The 15,467-nt window shown below is 57.0% G+C and carries 14 protein-coding genes; 5 read left to right on the top strand and 9 right to left on the bottom strand.

Annotated features, from left to right (window positions below; all coding sequences use genetic code 11):
• Positions 1-216: 216 nt before the first annotated feature.
• Genes aas through LF929_RS03740 form a run of 3 tightly spaced genes read left to right on the top strand, consistent with a single transcriptional unit; the run spans position 217 to position 4,126 of the window.
• Positions 217-2,415, top strand: coding sequence for a bifunctional acyl-ACP--phospholipid O-acyltransferase/long-chain-fatty-acid--ACP ligase (gene aas / locus LF929_RS03730; RefSeq protein WP_226092501.1), 2,199 nt, complete (start codon positions 217-219; stop codon positions 2,413-2,415).
• On the top strand, positions 2,412-3,659 hold the full coding sequence (gene lplT, locus LF929_RS03735) for a lysophospholipid transporter LplT (protein WP_226092500.1): 1,248 nt from the start codon (positions 2,412-2,414) through the stop codon (positions 3,657-3,659). Before aas ends, lplT begins: the two co-directional genes overlap by 4 nt.
• Before the next feature lie 11 nt (positions 3,660-3,670).
• Complete coding sequence (locus LF929_RS03740; protein WP_016940486.1) at positions 3,671-4,126, top strand: GNAT family N-acetyltransferase; 456 nt, start codon at positions 3,671-3,673, stop codon at positions 4,124-4,126.
• 283 nt (positions 4,127-4,409) lie between these two features.
• Here LF929_RS03740 and LF929_RS03745 read toward each other — a convergent pair whose 3' ends face one another.
• A complete protein-coding gene (locus LF929_RS03745; RefSeq protein ID WP_012886033.1) occupies positions 4,410-4,538 on the bottom strand; it encodes an entericidin A/B family lipoprotein in 129 nt (42 codons plus the stop codon).
• Positions 4,539-4,938: 400 nt separating this feature from the next.
• On the opposite strand from LF929_RS03745, the gene LF929_RS03750 reads away from it, so the two are divergent.
• On the top strand, positions 4,939-6,408 hold the full coding sequence (locus LF929_RS03750) for a diguanylate cyclase (protein ID WP_226092499.1): 1,470 nt from the start codon (positions 4,939-4,941) through the stop codon (positions 6,406-6,408).
• A gap of 67 nt (positions 6,409-6,475) precedes the next feature.
• Here the strand turns inward: LF929_RS03750 and hemW are convergent, their stop codons facing one another.
• The 6 genes from hemW to LF929_RS03780 are packed head-to-tail and all read right to left on the bottom strand — an operon-like array spanning position 6,476 to position 10,716.
• Positions 6,476-7,615 (bottom strand): radical SAM family heme chaperone HemW, encoded by a 1,140-nt coding sequence (hemW, locus tag LF929_RS03755; RefSeq protein ID WP_038908937.1) that lies wholly within the window; start codon positions 7,613-7,615, stop codon positions 6,476-6,478.
• Complete coding sequence (locus LF929_RS03760; protein WP_019843494.1) at positions 7,608-8,201, bottom strand: XTP/dITP diphosphatase; 594 nt, start codon at positions 8,199-8,201, stop codon at positions 7,608-7,610. Before LF929_RS03760 ends, hemW begins: the two co-directional genes overlap by 8 nt.
• A gap of 47 nt (positions 8,202-8,248) precedes the next feature.
• Positions 8,249-8,539: a DUF167 family protein YggU gene (gene yggU / locus LF929_RS03765; protein ID WP_012886029.1), complete on the bottom strand. Its 291-nt coding sequence runs from the start codon at positions 8,537-8,539 to the stop codon at positions 8,249-8,251.
• Positions 8,536-9,090, bottom strand: a complete 555-nt coding sequence (locus LF929_RS03770) for a YggT family protein (RefSeq protein ID WP_023640669.1) — start codon at positions 9,088-9,090, stop codon at positions 8,536-8,538. The genes yggU and LF929_RS03770 overlap by 4 nt, the downstream gene beginning before the upstream one ends.
• A 43-nt stretch (positions 9,091-9,133) precedes the next feature.
• The gene (gene proC / locus LF929_RS03775; protein ID WP_226092498.1) at positions 9,134-9,955 is read right to left on the bottom strand and encodes a pyrroline-5-carboxylate reductase; all 822 of its coding nucleotides are present in this window, start codon (positions 9,953-9,955) and stop codon (positions 9,134-9,136) included.
• A gap of 32 nt (positions 9,956-9,987) precedes the next feature.
• A complete protein-coding gene (locus LF929_RS03780; protein ID WP_264084742.1) occupies positions 9,988-10,716 on the bottom strand; it encodes a YggS family pyridoxal phosphate-dependent enzyme in 729 nt (242 codons plus the stop codon).
• 21 nt (positions 10,717-10,737) lie between these two features.
• On the opposite strand from LF929_RS03780, the gene LF929_RS03785 reads away from it, so the two are divergent.
• Positions 10,738-11,760 (top strand): type IV pilus twitching motility protein PilT, encoded by a 1,023-nt coding sequence (locus LF929_RS03785; protein ID WP_226092497.1) that lies wholly within the window; start codon positions 10,738-10,740, stop codon positions 11,758-11,760.
• A 109-nt stretch (positions 11,761-11,869) separates the two neighbouring features.
• Here the strand turns inward: LF929_RS03785 and LF929_RS03790 are convergent, their stop codons facing one another.
• Both LF929_RS03790 and codA read right to left on the bottom strand, forming a co-directional pair.
• Complete coding sequence (locus tag LF929_RS03790) at positions 11,870-13,942, bottom strand: EAL domain-containing protein (protein ID WP_226092496.1); 2,073 nt, start codon at positions 13,940-13,942, stop codon at positions 11,870-11,872.
• A gap of 281 nt (positions 13,943-14,223) precedes the next feature.
• The gene (gene codA / locus LF929_RS03795; RefSeq protein ID WP_226092495.1) at positions 14,224-15,465 is read right to left on the bottom strand and encodes a cytosine deaminase; all 1,242 of its coding nucleotides are present in this window, start codon (positions 15,463-15,465) and stop codon (positions 14,224-14,226) included.
• Between the last annotated feature and the right edge of the window lie 2 nt (positions 15,466-15,467).

The raw sequence follows: 15,467 nt of genomic DNA on the forward strand, positions 1-15,467 counted from the left end.
TTGCCTGCGATCTGCATTTGCCCTGTTTACCTGGTCTTTCTGCCCCTTCTGCCCCTTCTGAGCATCGCTAATCTTGCTACGGTTTATGGTATGGTGAACCCTTTGGCTGGCCGCCATGAACAATCCGTGGCATGTGGGGTCCAAACCGGGCAGCGTGACGGTTTACCTCAAGGTGACTATTACGTCAGAGTTACTGTTTAGACATAGGGAGGTGGGATGATTTATACCTTTTTACGCTGGGCGCTCAAGCACCTGTATCGCATTCAGATCTCGGGTGATGAAAGCGGTTTCCGGCAATCGAAGATATTGATTACCCCCAATCACGTTTCCTTTCTCGATGGCGTGCTGATGGCGCTGTTCTTGCCGGTACAAACCAAACCGGTATTTGCCGTCTATTCCCGCATTGCCGATAGCTGGTTTATGCGCTGGCTAAAGCCCTATATCGATTTTCTGCCGTTGGACCCTACCAAGCCGTTGGCTATTAAGCAGTTAATCCGTCTGGTGGAGCAGGGGCGTCCGGTGGTGGTGTTCCCCGAAGGGCGCATTACCGTGACTGGCTCACTGATGAAAATCTACAGCGGTGCGGCGTTTGTGGCGGCTCGCTCAGGCGCGGCGGTGGTGCCGGTTCGTATTGAAGGGCCGGAGTTTACGCACTTCGGCCGTTTGGGCGGGGTGCTGCGTCGTCGTCTGTTCCCACAAATTTCACTGCATTTCCTGCCGCCGACAACGCTACCGATGCCCGTCGCCCCTTCGGCGCGTGAACGCCGCGAACTGGCGGGCGAAGCGCTGCATCGCATCATGATGGAGGCGCGTATGGCGGTACGTCCGCGTCATACGCTGTATCAGGCGTTTCTGGCCGCCTGTGATCGGTACGGTTACCACTCTGGCTGTATCGAAGACGTTAATCTGAAAGAGGACAGTTATCACGGCCTGCTGAAGAAATCACTCGGGGTGGCGCGCATTATGCAACGTTTTACCAGCGAGCGTGAGCATGTCGGGTTGTTGTTACCCAACGCGACGGTGACGGCGGCGACAGTGCTTGGCGCGTCGCTCAGCAGCCGGGTACCGGCGATGCTGAACTACACTGCTGGGGCGAAAGGCATTCAGAGCGCGATGAGCGCCGCGCGCATCAAAACCATCGTCACGTCGCGACAGTTTCTGGAAAAAGGCAAGCTGACGCATCTGCTGCCGCAGGTGAAAGAAGCCAATTGGGTCTATCTGGAAGACTTGAAAGACACGGTGACATGGTCGGATAAGCTGTGGATCCTGTGCCATCTGCTGTTCCCGATGCGTGCGATGTGCCCGCAGCAGCCGGATGACGCGGCGGTCATTCTGTTTACGTCCGGCTCGGAAGGCAACCCGAAAGGGGTGGTGCATTCTCATAATAGCCTGATGGCTAACGTAGAGCAGATCCGCACCGTGGCCGATTTCACCCCGCGCGATCGTTTTATGTCGGCCTTGCCGCTGTTCCACGCGTTTGGGTTGACGGTCGGGTTGTTGACGCCGTTGATGACCGGTGCGCGCGTCTTCCTCTATCCCAGCCCGCTGCATTACCGCATCGTGCCGGAGCTGGTGTATGACCGTAACTGCACCGTATTGTTCGGCACCTCGACCTTCCTCGGGCATTATGCCCGCTTTGCCCACCCCTATGACTTCGCTCGCCTGCGTTATGTGGTGGCCGGGGCGGAAAAACTCTCCGAACGGGTGCGGACGCAGTGGCAGGACAAATTCGGCATTCGTATTCTGGAAGGCTACGGCGTGACGGAATGCGCGCCGGTGGTGGCTATCAATGTACCGATGGCCTGCAAGCTGCATTCCGTTGGTCGCTTGTTGCCGGGGATGGAATCGAGGTTGATCCCGGTTGCGGGTATCCATCGCGGCGGTCGTCTGCAACTGCGTGGGCCAAATGTGATGAAGGGGTACCTGCGGGTGGAAAACCCCGGCGAGCTGGAATCGCCAGCAGCGGAAAATGAGCACGGGCAGCGTGAGGCGAACTGGTACGATACCGGCGATATCGTTGACTTAGATGAACTGGGCTTTTGTACCATCGTGGGTCGTGTAAAACGTTTTGCCAAGCTGGCCGGAGAAATGGTGTCGCTGGAGAGCGTGGAGCGACTGGCCAATCAGGTGTCGCCACACGCCCAACATGCCGCCAGCGCCCGCAGCGACAGCAGTAAAGGGGAGGCGCTGGTGCTGTTTACCACCGATGCCATGCTGACCCGCGATAGCCTGCTGACACAAGCTCGGGCAAGCGGCGTGCCGGAACTGGCGGTGCCGCGCGATATTCGTTACCTGAAAGAGTTGCCGCTATTGGGCAGCGGCAAACCGGATTTCGTCACGCTGCGGCAATGGGCGGAACAACCCGCCGTGGCCGCGGAAGATGCCACGCCTATCCCCTCGGAGCATGATGCATGAGTCACACGACTTCCCCTACGTCGTCACTGTTTTCCCGCGGTATGAATGCGGTGATGGTGGCGCAGTTTTTCTCTGCTTTCGGCGATAACGCGCTGCTGTTCGCTACGTTGGCACTGGTGAAATCGCTGGCGTATCCCGACTGGAGCCAGCCCTTCCTGCAAATGGGGTTCGTCGCCGCCTATATCGTGCTGGCACCGTTTGTCGGGCAGTTTGCTGACAGTTTCGCCAAAGGGCGGGTGATGATGTTTGCCAACGCCCTGAAACTGGCTGGCGCGTTATGGATTTGTCTGGGTGGGAACCCGTTTCTGGGGTATACGCTGGTGGGACTGGGGGCGGCGGCCTATTCCCCGGCCAAATACGGCATTCTGGGGGAAATCACCCGTGGCGATCAGTTAGTGAAAGCCAACGGGTTGATGGAAGCTTCCACCATCGCCGCTATTCTTACTGGATCGGTGGTCGGCGGCGTGCTGGCGGACTGGCATATCTACGGCGCGCTGGCGGTGTGTGCGCTGGCTTACGGTATCGCACTGGCCGCTAACCTGTTAATTCCGAAACTCGCTGCCGCACGTCCCGGCGCATCCTGGCGTCCGGCGCGCATGACGCGCTCGTTTTTCGATGCCTGCCAGATACTGTGGCGCAACGGTGAAACCCGCTTTTCGCTGGTGGGCACCGGCATGTTCTGGGGCGCTGGCGTGACGCTACGTTTCCTGCTGGTGCTGTGGGTTCCGCTGGCATTGGGCATTAATGACAATTCAACGCCGACGTTACTCAACGCCATGGTGGCGGTGGGGATTGTGGTCGGTGCGGCGGCGGCTGGCAAGCTGGTGACGTTGAAAACTGTGCGACGCTGCCTGCCCGCTGGGGTATTAATCGGCGTGATGGTGGTGGTCTTTACCCTGCAACATAGCCTGATGAATGCCTATGCCTGCCTGTTGGTGCTGGGGGCGTTGGGCGGCTTTTTTATCGTGCCGCTCAATGCACTGTTGCAAGAACGTGGCCGGGAAAGCGTTGGGGCTGGTAACGCCATTGCTGTGCAGAATCTGGGTGAAAACGGCGCGATGTTGCTGATGCTGGCGCTGTACTCGCTGGCGGTGAAGGTCGGCGTACCGGTACTGGCGATCGGTATCGGTTTCGGCACGCTGTTTGCGCTGGCGATTGCCGGGTTGTGGTGCTGGGTACAGGTAACCCAGTGGCGGCGTCGGCTAACGCCTGCGGTCGCACCAACGTCTGATGAGCAGGAATAACGGGAGAGGCAATGAGTCTGATTTGGCATGACTGGGGGGTGAAAGACCTGAACCCGTATGCGTTGTATGACATTTTGCGCCTGCGTAGCCAGGTTTTTGTGGTGGAACAGCAATGCGCTTATCAGGACCTGGACGGTCTGGATCTGGTCGATGGTAACCGGCATGTCACCGCCTGGCAAAACGGCAGGTTGATCGCCTGCGCGCGCTTACTGGCACCGCATGACCGGCAAGAGGTGGTCACGATTGGCCGGGTCGTGGTCGCCCCCGAAGCGCGAGGCCAGCGGCTGGGGCATCAGTTGCTGATGCATGCTCAGGCCGTTTGTGCCCGTCACTGGCCGGGACGAGCGCAATACCTCTCTGCTCAGGCGCATTTGCAGCATTTTTATCAGCAATTTGGCTTTGTGGTTTGTGGTGAAGGTTACGATGAGGACGGTATTCCTCACGTGCCGATGCGAACCGCGGGGTAAGAGCCTATCCCATTAGGGCTATTTCACTTGCCATTTTGGCCCTGGGCAGTGCTCGAAATCCTCACGTACTACGTGTACGCTCCGGTTTACTCGCTGCGCTCGCCCGTTGGGCCGGACAAAGCACTTTGTCCGTTCAACAGGCAACGCATGTTGTCTGCGCGGCTTCCCGTGTCCAAACTGGCTACGCCAATAACGCCTGATGGGATAGGCTCTAAGTGTTGCGCTAAGGCGTAACAGCGCCGCCCTGCACTCGGGCAGGGCGCTGGTGTGGTTTGACGCCGGGTTAACTGGCGGAATGGGAAATGGTACTGCCGAGCTTCTGAACGTCCTGACCAAATCCGCGAGCGGTGTTGCATCCGCTCAATGTGGTCGCCATCACGAGTGTGGCAACCAGCAGGGCGATAGTTTTCATAGTGATTTACCTTTATGTACCCGTCATACTTCATATTGCAGGTGTGTTGGTGTTATTACCCAGCCTGTTAGCGCGGCAAAACGCAGCGTACCAGTGTGCTTTTTGTCGCGTGGCCGCTCACTCCGGTTGCTGGCCCGGATAAGCGCCGGGCGTTCTTTTCGCGGCACGGTTCAATGCGCCTGCCAGTTTTTCTGCAACGTGAATTATTTCGGGGATCGCAGCGCAAATCCAGACTGAGGTCATTTCTGCTTTCACTTTGTCATACTATCACGCAAGGATCCAACGTGATGTCAGCCAGTTAGCAGAGAATTAGTCAGTGTAGCGCTGGGTGCTTTGCCATAGTCTGGCTGACAGGGGAAGGTCAATCGCCAGTTCGGTTTATTCAGTTACAGGGTGGGTCATGTCTGGTCTGTTTCACTGGTTAAAAATGTGCTGGTCGACAATTTTTTGGAAAAAGATAGCGTTTCGGCAAAAGACAGCGTCTGCGGTGAGTGACGCACAGATTATGGCTGCCTGTAGTTCATTATTGATGAACGCATCCACGCAGGCGGCGATCATCGCCACCGATTCAGCCAATCACATCACCTTGTTCAACTCGGGAGCCGAACGGTTGTTTGGCTTTCGCGCTTGTGAAGTTATCGGTCGCGATGCCACCACGGTAGTGCTGCGTCAGGGGGAGATGGGGCAGTTATCGCCACAGGCGCTGTTACGCCATTATCAGCCGTTTTCAGTCTGGTGCTATCGGAAAAAAGATGGCGGTATCTTTTGGGGCGAGTTGAGTTTTCACGAGGTTCGCCTGCCGGACGAGCGCTTGCTGGGCTACCTCAGTGTGATTACGGATATCACTGCACGTGAACGGTTGCAGGAACAATTGCATCAACAGCAACAGATGATGGATATGCTGTTACAGCGTGCACCGGCGGTGCTTTATACGTTTGTTGTTCATAGCAATACCGTTCATAGTGATGCAGTTCATAGCGATACCGCTGGTGGTGATACGGATCGTGGTAATGAATATCGGTTTGTTTACTGTAGCCCGGTCTCGACACGGGTATTGGGCCTGACACCGCAGGCGATGACCGCTGTGCCGTTCGGCCCGGGTCACCCATTACGAGAGCGCATCCTGCCAGAAGATCGTGAACGTATCGCACATTATTATGCCCACGGTGATTTTCATCGTCATAGCTGGCGCAGCGATTTTCGTATCTACGCTGAAAATGGGGATGTACGCTGGATCCATGCCGAAGCGATGGCGTCTTACCCCGAGGACGGCAGCATCGTGTTTTACGGTTCGATGCTCGATATTACTGACCTCAAGCAGTCAGAAACCTTGTTGCAGGTGTTAGCACAGACCGACTCGCTGACCGGTATTGCCAATCGTCGCTATTTTGATGAGCGTTATCAACAACTGTGGCATCAGCACGAATCCACACAGATGCCGTTGTCGCTGCTGATGATCGATATCGATTATTTCAAACGCTTTAACGATAGCTACGGGCATAGCAAAGGGGACGCCTGCATAAAATCAGTCGTGGAAACGCTGGCAGGGCAACTGCCATCGTCAGAATGCTTGCTGGGGCGCTACGGTGGTGAGGAGTTTACGGTGGTGTTGCCACAAACCGACTACCAACACGCGCTGGTATGGGCCGAATGTTGTCGGCAGGCGGTTGAGTCGATGGAGATCCCCCATACCAAGTCGCCACAGGGGGTGGTGACGGTGAGTATTGGTGTGGCGGTCGCCAGACCGGGCGATGCCGGGAGCAGCATGACACAGTTGAGTAATGATGCCGATGATGCGCTGTACCGCGCTAAACATCTGGGCCGCAATCGGGTAGAAGCGAGTCCTGACCAGAATGCGGCTCCCGCCTGACATCGCCTGTCGGTGGTGTCGTGTCGGTATCTTGTTCACCACTATTCACCGCGTTCGCCGCACATTCTCACTCTTCCGTCAGAAAGCGCTCCAGCAACGAATTAAGAAACAGCTTACCGTGCTCGGTGACCTGCCAGTGCTGTTCGGTTTCCGTCAGGTAGCCTTGCGTCAGTGCGGCGTCCAGTTGTTCCCTGATGACGCTTTCCGGCAGGCCGGTATACGCGGTGAAATCAGCGCGGGGTGCCGGTTCCAGCAACCGAAAGCGGTTCATAAAAAACTCGAATGGACGGTCAGCCAGCGCGACTTCGCTGCGTTGTTGCAGGTAATTTCCCTGCATATAGCCGCGCGGGTGGCGGGTTTTCACCGTGCGCACGATCTCGCCATCGGTGAAGGTGATTTTGCCGTGTGCGCCGCAGCCGATACCGAGATAATCACCAAAGCGCCAGTAGTTGAGGTTGTGCTGACACTGGTAACCCGGTTTGGCGTAGGCCGAGGTTTCATACTGCTGGTACCCGGCGTCGCTCAGCAAACGGTGCCCCTGCTCGAAAATATCCCACAGCGCATCGTCGTCTGGCAGCACCGGCGGGCGTGAGCCAAATAGGGTATTGGGTTCGATGGTCAGCTGATACCAGGACAGGTGCGGAGGGTTGAGCGCTATCGCCTGACGTAAATCATCCAGCGCTTCATCCAGCGACTGCTCCGGTAGCCCGTGCATCAAATCCAGATTGAAACTGCGCAGCCCCAGACCGGCGGCGAGAACCGCGGCGCGTTTGGCCTCTTGCGGGCCGTGGATGCGGCCCAGGCGCGTCAGTTTATCCGGGCTGAAACTCTGCACGCCGATGGAAATACGGTTAACCCCTGCGCGCTGGTAACCGCTGAACCTGTCGGCTTCTACGGTTCCGGGGTTGGCTTCCATGGTGATTTCCGCGTCCGGCACCAGTGACAACCGGGCCCGCACGCCATCGAGCAACTGTTGCATTGCCTCGGCGCTGAGCAGGCTCGGTGTGCCGCCGCCGATAAAAATGCTGTGCAGCGGGCGAGCGCTCACCATCGGCAGGTCGGCATCCAGATCCGCCAGCAGGTGCGCCACATAATCGTCGTGTGGAACCTCGCCTTTGAGCGCATGGGAGTTGAAGTCGCAATAAGGGCACTTCTGCACGCACCAGGGGATGTGGATGTACAGGCTCAGCGGCGGCAAATTAAGCATGTCGCAGCGCATCCAGCAATTGACGCAGCGCCTGTCCCCGATGGGAGTGGGCGTTTTTCTCTTCGCGGCTGAGTTCGGCGGCGGTTTTGCCGAGTTGCGGCACGAAGAAGATGGGATCGTAGCCAAAACCGCCCGCACCGACAGGCGCGCGAGTGATGACGCCTTGCCAACTGCCGTGGCACACCAGTGGCGTCGGGTCATCAGCGTGACGCAAATACACCAGCACACAGTGGAAGCTGGCCTGACGCTGTTCGTCCGGCACGTTGTCGAGTACCGCCAGCAGTTTGTCCAGATTCTGCTGGTCGCTGGCGTCTTCTCCGGCGTAGCGGGCGGAATAAATGCCCGGCGCGCCGCCCAGCGCGTTGACTGCCAGCCCCGAATCATCGGCAATGGCGGGCAGGCCGGTCGCGCGTGCGGCGTGACGCGCTTTCAGAATGGCGTTTTCGATAAAGGTCAAACCGGTTTCTTCGGCGGAATCGACGCCCAGCGTGGTTTGTGCCACCACGTCGAGACCAAAATCCGCCAGCAGACCGGCGAGTTCACGCACTTTACCGGCGTTGCCGGTGGCTAAAACCACGTTTTGCATCTGTTGTTCCTGCAATCTGTCTGGGATGTTTTATTCAGGGAATCGGCTCAGGAAATGAGGCCCGCGACATCGGCCGGGATGGTTTGCGGGTTGACGATCCTAATCTGTTTGTGACGTCCAAGCTCCCCTTTTTCGATGGTGACCATGCCTTTGGCGACCCGGAATTGTTTGGCGAGAAATTTGATCAGGTGGGCATTGGCCTGACCGTCTACCGGTGGTGCGGTAATGGCGACTTTAAGCTCGTCGCCATGCAGCCCGACAATTTGATCCCGGCTGGCTTTCGGCTGAATATACAGCCGAATCACCAGCCCGTCTTCACAGCGACTGACGGCACTCACAACAAGAACCACAGCCCCGGGAAGAAATCCATGCCGAGGTAATTCAACACGTACAGCACCAAAATCACGATCATCGGCGAAAAATCCAGACCGCCTGCCGAGGGCAGAATGCGGCGTACCGGGCCCATCAACGGTTCAGTCAGTTGGTGCAGCATGTAATCGACCGGGCTGCGGCCCTGGCTAATCCAGCTCATCAGCGAGCGAATGATCACAATCCAGAACACCAGATAACCGGCGGATTTGATCAGTGCCAGCAGCCCCACCAGCAAGTTGATCGGGCTTAGCGAGAGCGAGCCGACCTGAATCAGCAACAGCAACGGGTACTTCAGCGTGGTGAGCAGAAACGCCAACAGCAACGAGGCGCTGTCGATAGGCCCCAGCGAAGGGATAATGCGACGCAGCGGGCCGATGATCGGCTGAGTGAGCTTCACCACGAACTGCGCCAGCGGGTTGTAAAAATCACTGCGTGCCCATTGCATCCAGATACGCAGCAGCAACACCATCACGTACAGGTCAATCAGGGTTTTGACCAGAAAAGTCAGGGTCAGCATCAGAGGGTCATTCCTTCATTCAAAGTCATCTTTCAGGTGGTAATCAGAACAGCGATTCCATTTCCTTTGCCCGGTGTACAGCGGCCTGCATAGCATCAGCGACCGTCTGGCTCAACTGACGCTCGTTGAATACGCGTAGTGCCTCAGCGGTGGTGCCGCCTTTGGAGGTCACATTTTCCCGCAGGGTAGATAACGGGGTATGCGGGCTGGCTTCCACCAGTGCCGCTGCACCGCTCGCCGCCTGCTGTACCAGCAATCGGGCGGTGTCGGCGTCGAACCCCTGACGCATGGCCTCCTGCTGCATCGCTTCCATAAACAGGAAGAAGTAGGCAGGCGCGCTACCGGCAGCGGCAATCACGCCGTTAATGTGCGACTCGTCGGCGACCCAGCACAGTTTACCGACGCTTTGCATCAGGTCACCGGCAAAGGCGCGATCGGCCTCGTTAACCCCGGCCGGTGCGTATAATCCGCTCATGCCCTGACCTACCAGCGAGGGGGTATTTGGCATGATACGCACCATGTTGACCGATGCGCCCAGTAACTGGCGGAAACGGGCGACGTTAACACCGGCGGCGATCGATAATACCAGCTTGCCGTTGAAATCCACCTGTTTTGCCAGTTCCCCGCAAACGTTGGCCATCAGTTGCGGTTTAACCGCCAGCACCACCACATCGGCGTCACGCGCACAGGCGGCATTGTCGCTCAGGCTGGCAATGCCATAGCGGGCGGCCAGTTGATCCCGGTGGGTGGCGGACGGTGCGCTAACGCTGACCTGGTGGGCCGGATAACCGCCTGCCATCAAACCGGCGATGATCGCCTGTGCCATATTGCCCGCGCCGATAAAGGCTATTTTACGGTGTTCCATCAGATTCTCGCTGTTTTCGTCTGTCCGTTAGGTTAACTGGTCGGCGAACTATAATCACGTGCGCCAAAAATTGCGGTACCGATGCGTACCATCGTGCTGCCAGCTTCAATGGCGGCAGCCATGTCGTCGGTCATCCCCATCGACAAGGTATCCAAGGTGCCATAATCCACTTTCAGTTGCAGAAAAAGTTCAGTCATGTGACGAAATACCGCCAGTTGCTGGGCATGATCCGTTTGCGGCGCGGGGATCGCCATCAGTCCGCGCAGTCGCAGATTCGGTAGTGTCGCCACGCTGGCGGCCAGTGCGGGTAGTTCGCTGACCAGAATGCCGGATTTGCTCGCTTCCTGACTGATGTTGACCTGCAACAGCACATTGAGCGGTGGCTGGTGCGCCGGGCGTTGCTCACTCAGGCGCTGGGCGATACGCAGCCTATCGATGGTGTGGCACCAGTCGAAATGTTCTGCCACCAGACGACTTTTATTCGACTGTAACGGCCCGATAAAGTGCCATTCCAGCGCGATATCAGGCAGGGCGGTCTGAAAATGACGAACCTTATCCACCCCTTCCTGTACATAGTTTTCGCCAAATGCCCGTTGCCCAGCCGCGATGGCTTCTTCGAGCGCGCTCACAGGTTTGGTTTTGCTGACGGCAAGCAGCGTAATCTCTTCTGGCGCACGCCCGCAGCGTTGCGCTGCCGCCGAGATTTTCTGCCGGACGTCCTGTAGGTTTTGCTGAACTGTCGATATCGGTGTCATCGTCATAGTGATTCAGGAGGCCAATCAATGGATGTGAGTGAATGGGTGAACGCTAGTGTAAAACAGAATGTATCCGATCTGCACCTGTGCAGCGGTCATCCCCCGGTGCGGCGTATCGACGGCCAACTGGTGGCGGATGCTACCCAGCAGCCGTTACAGCACACCGAGCTGGAACAATGGTGCCAGAGCTGGCTGGACCCGGAGTGCGCGCAGCAGTTGCACCGGTGTGGGCAGACCGACTGTGCGTTGACGCTGGCGGGAGGACAGCGGTTGCGGGCCAATCTGTTTATGCAGCGCCACGGTTTATCGGCAGCGCTACGCCTGATCCCACACGGCCAGCCGGATTTGCAGGCACTGCGGGCACCTGCGGTGGTCGCGGCATTGGCTGAACGTACGGATGGGCTGATTCTGGTGACCGGGGCGACCGGCAGCGGGAAATCGACCACTCTGGCGGCGATGATCGCCGCACTGAATCAACGCTGTGCCCGCCATATTATTACGCTGGAAGACCCGATTGAATTCCTGCATACCAGTCAACGTAGCCTGATCCAGCAGCGGGAAATCGGCCGACACAGTGAGGGGTTCGCCAGCGCTTTGCGGGCTGCGTTGCGTGAGGACCCGGATGTGTTGTTGTTGGGGGAGTTGCGTGACAGCGAGACCATCCGGCTGGCGCTGACGGCGGCGGAGACCGGCCATCTGGTACTGGCGACGTTGCATACCCGGCGGGCGGTGCAGGCGGTGGATCGATTGGTGGACGTGTTCCCGGCCGAAGAGAAAGCCTTTGTGCGCACACAACTGGCGGCGAGTTTGCAGGCGGTAGTGGCACAGAAGCTCTTGCCGGGCGTGCAGGGGGGGCGTGTGGCGCTATTTGAGGTACTGCTTGCCACACCGGCGGTGAGTAACCTGATCCGCGAAGGTAAAACCCACCAGTTGCCGAGTTTGTTGCAAACCGGCAGCCAGGTGGGGATGCAGACCTTTGAGCAGAGCTACCAACAGCGGTGTCAGGAAGGCCTATTAGCGGACGGCTGCGCTGGCGATAGCTGGCTTTGACATATCGCGCGGCTGTGAATGGCTATCGCCGTGAAGAGCTACCGTCGTGAAGAGTCGTTGTGACGAAACCATGCGCCATAGCATGGCTATCGTCATCAATGCCTTCGGTTTACGCCGATTTTGTTTCAGTCGTATCGGTGGCGGCTTGCAGCAGCATCGTCAACTCTGTGGCTGGAACGGGGCGTGAGAACAAAAAGCCCTGCGCATAGTCGCACCCGAGTCGGGTAAGAGTGTCGCACTGGTGCTGCGTTTCAACCCCTTCGGCTACCACATTGAGGCCAAGGCTGTGGGCCATCGCGATAATCGCCACGCACAGTTCAAGCCCGATGCCATCGAGATCCTCGATGAAGGAGCGATCTATCTTCAGGCAATCGATATTGAATCTTCTGAGGTAGGCCAGTGACGAATACCCGGTACCGAAATCATCAATGGCGATTTGTATTCCAGCATTCCGAAGCAGATGCAGATTGTTATTCACCCGTAGTTCGGCATTCAACAGCAGCCCTTCGGTGATTTCGATGATCACAGCGCTGCCGTCTAACCCATGTCGTGCCAGTTCCTGCACCCAGGTCATTTCAGTGAAATCTTTGCTGCGCAGTTGAATCGGAGACTGGTTGATGGCTATCTGAAAGTGTGGGTGAAGGGTGTTACGCCATTGCGCCAACTGAATGATGGCCTGCTGTGCGACCCAATCGCCGAGTGGAACAATCAGGCCGGTATCTTCCGCAAGTGGAATGAATTCCGCCGGGCTGACCATACCGCGTACGGGATGATGCCAGCGCACCAGCGCCTCAGCCTTGGTTATCCTGTTAGTAGCCAGTTCGATGATCGGCTGGTAGTAAACCTCGAATTGAGCGCACTCAAGCGCCTGGCGCAGATCGTTGGTCAGGCGTAAGCGTGCGCGTGCAGCCTGCTGCAAGGCAGGCGTGAAATAATGAAAGCCGTTGCGCCCTGCGTTCTTGGCCGCATACATCGCCTGATCGGCATGTTTGAACAGTTCTTCTAGCGTGTCGCTGTCATTGGGAAATAACGCGATACCGATACTCGCGGAAACCATCATGTTTTCGCCATCGATATTGAACGGTTGTGCCAAACGCTGCAGCAAGGTGTTAGCCAGGCGCTCACAGTCGTCGGTTCGCTGCAGGTCAGACAGGATAATGGCAAATTCATCGCCACCGATACGCGCAATGGTATCGGCACCCTGAATACAGTCGGTAATGCGGGTCGATACCGCAAAGAGTAGCGCATCGCCAGCGCGATGTCCCAGGCTGTCATTAACCGATTTGAAGTGGTCCAGGTCTATCAGCATCAACGCCATGGGGCGGCCGGTTTGCCTGGCTCGCTCAACCGCACGCTCGAGTTTATCCTGAAATCTGTGCCGGTTTGGCAGCGCGGTAACCGCGTCGTAGTTGGCTTGCCGCCAGATTAACTCCTCTTGTTTCTTGCGCTGGGTAACGTCAGAAAATACACCGACATAGTTGATGGGGGTGCCTGCCGCGTCTTTGACCACATTGATGGTCAGTTCTCTGAGATAGTCGCTGCCGTCTTTTTTACGATCCCACATTTCACCAATCCACAGCCCATCCTCATTCACTTTGCGCCAGATGGCATCATAAAAAGCAATATCATGGCGATCGGAGCGGAATATGTACGACGGTTGTCCCACGATATCGGCTTCGCTATATCCGGTCAGGCGGGTAAAAGCCGGGTTGATGGAGATAATTTTTCGATGGGTATCGATGACGATGATGGCTTCCTGGGTACTTTCGTAGACCGTAGCGGCAATCTTCATCTGTTCACGTGCTTTTTGGCGCTCGGTAATATCGAGTACGTACACCAGTCGGTCGGCTTTATGGCCGTGCTGTGCGAAGGGAACCGATTCTGACCAGACCGTCAGGACTACGCCGTCATGACGCACGACCGTCCATTCCCCACCCAGCTTGCCGCCTTCATCGAGAAACGACTGATGACGGGCCAGAACGGATGCGCGGGTAGACTCAGGAAAAACCATGGTAAAGGGATGATTAATCATCTCTTCCTGGGTGTAACCATAAATAGCGCTATAGGCAGGATTCACGGTGACATACTTTCCGTCGTAATTGATAACGGCAATGCCCACCGGGCAGCGGTCGAGGATGCCCTGAAACAGACTTTCTGAATTCCATGCAGAACCGGTCATCATTCACCTCATCATCGATACTGTTCTTCTTATGACAATCCGTGTTGATACGCGGTTAACGGCAGGCCGTTTTCGATGCAGGCGTTCGTCCGATTACTTCCTTTTAGTTCATTTTTGGGAAATTTTCCTGACAAAGAAATTATCGACCATCAGCCGCGATTTCTGAGGTGTTGACCGGAAGTTTGATGAAAAAGGGTGACGGCGGTATCACCCTTGCGTTTATTGTGGCTATGTATTAACCGTGAACGCGGATTCATAACGAGTCCGGTGACGTTGTCAGACAGTTACGTTGTCGGATAAATCACGTGTTCGGGTGCACGTTGCATGATGATGCGCCCGTGGCGGATAGATAACCGTGCCTTTGCCTGCCGCTGGAGTGCGTCGTAGTCGTTTTGTGCATCCATAATCACCAGATTGGCCGGGCGACCGACAGCGATACCGTAATGATCGCCCAAATGTAGGGCTTTAGCACTATTGTCGGTGACGAAATCGAGGCAACGTTGCAGATCCTGATACCCCATCATGTGGCAAATATGTAGTCCGGCATCGAGAACACGCAGAATATTGCCGTTGCCGAGTGGATACCACGGGTCTCTGATGGAGTCCTGCCCGAAGCAGACGTTCATACCCGCCCGGTCCAGTTCGGCAACGCGGGTCACGCCACGACGTTTAGGAAAGGTATCGAACCGTCCTTGCAGGTGGATGCTTTCCGTCGGACAGGAGACGAAGCTGATGCCTGAGCGGCGTAACAGACGAAACAGCTTCGAGCAGTACGCGTTGTCATACGATCCCATCGCCACCGTATGGCTGGCGGTGACCCGCGCGCCCATGTCTCGCACCCGTGCTTCTTCCGCCAGTACCTCCAGAAAGCGTGAATGCGGGTCATCGGTTTCATCGCAATGCACGTCAACCAGACACCCGGTACGCTCTGCCAGATCCATCAAAAACTTCACGGAACTGACGCCCTGTTCACGGGTATTTTCAAAGTGGGGGATGCCACCAACTACATCTGCACCCAGCGCAATGGCGCGTTCCATCAACTGGCGACCATCCGGATACGATTCGATACCTTCTTGTGGAAAGGCGACGATTTGCAGGTCTATCAGGTCGCGCACCTCGTTTTTGAGTTCGAGCATGGCTTCCAGCGCCGCCAGCGAGGGATCGGTGACATCAACATGGGTACGGACATGCTGGATGCCGTGATCGCGCAACATGCTGATGGCGGTATACGCCCGGTGCCGGGTATCGTCATGGGTGATCGTCGCTTTGCGCTGGCTCCAGCGTTCGATGCCTTCAAACAACGTGCCACTCATATTCCACTGCGGCTCACCCGCCGTCAGAACGGCATCAAGATGAATGTGCGGTTCTACCAGTGGTGGAATCACCAGTTGCCCTGCGGCGTCGATGTCGTCGGGTGCGGCAGGGTGCGGACCGGATTGGGCGTCGATGGCCGCAATCAGGCCATTTTGCAGTTGCACGGTGTAAAGCCCGGGCTGATGGCGTAACACGGCGTTGATAATCTTCATAA

It is taken from the genome of Dickeya oryzae (assembly GCF_020406815.2).
Lineage (GTDB): Bacteria > Pseudomonadota > Gammaproteobacteria > Enterobacterales > Enterobacteriaceae > Dickeya > Dickeya oryzae.

What these genes read in the sequence shown, in the direction of transcription:
- LF929_RS03780 (WP_264084742.1), bottom strand. Translation starts at nt 10,716, where the DNA reads ATGACGATGACACCGATATCGACAGTTCAGCAAAACCTACAGGACGTC.
- LF929_RS03740 (WP_016940486.1), top strand. Translation starts at nt 3,671, where the DNA reads ATGAGTCTGATTTGGCATGACTGGGGGGTGAAAGACCTGAACCCGTAT.
- codA (WP_226092495.1), bottom strand. Translation starts at nt 15,465, where the DNA reads ATGAAGATTATCAACGCCGTGTTACGCCATCAGCCCGGGCTTTACACC.
- hemW (WP_038908937.1), bottom strand. Translation starts at nt 7,615, where the DNA reads ATGCTTAATTTGCCGCCGCTGAGCCTGTACATCCACATCCCCTGGTGC.
- LF929_RS03750 (WP_226092499.1), top strand. Translation starts at nt 4,939, where the DNA reads ATGTCTGGTCTGTTTCACTGGTTAAAAATGTGCTGGTCGACAATTTTT.
- aas (WP_226092501.1), top strand. Translation starts at nt 217, where the DNA reads ATGATTTATACCTTTTTACGCTGGGCGCTCAAGCACCTGTATCGCATT.
- proC (WP_226092498.1), bottom strand. Translation starts at nt 9,955, where the DNA reads ATGGAACACCGTAAAATAGCCTTTATCGGCGCGGGCAATATGGCACAG.
- lplT (WP_226092500.1), top strand. Translation starts at nt 2,412, where the DNA reads ATGAGTCACACGACTTCCCCTACGTCGTCACTGTTTTCCCGCGGTATG.
- LF929_RS03790 (WP_226092496.1), bottom strand. Translation starts at nt 13,942, where the DNA reads ATGATGACCGGTTCTGCATGGAATTCAGAAAGTCTGTTTCAGGGCATC.
- LF929_RS03770 (WP_023640669.1), bottom strand. Translation starts at nt 9,090, where the DNA reads ATGCTGACCCTGACTTTTCTGGTCAAAACCCTGATTGACCTGTACGTG.
- LF929_RS03785 (WP_226092497.1), top strand. Translation starts at nt 10,738, where the DNA reads ATGGATGTGAGTGAATGGGTGAACGCTAGTGTAAAACAGAATGTATCC.
- LF929_RS03745 (WP_012886033.1), bottom strand. Translation starts at nt 4,538, where the DNA reads ATGAAAACTATCGCCCTGCTGGTTGCCACACTCGTGATGGCGACCACA.
- LF929_RS03760 (WP_019843494.1), bottom strand. Translation starts at nt 8,201, where the DNA reads ATGCAAAACGTGGTTTTAGCCACCGGCAACGCCGGTAAAGTGCGTGAA.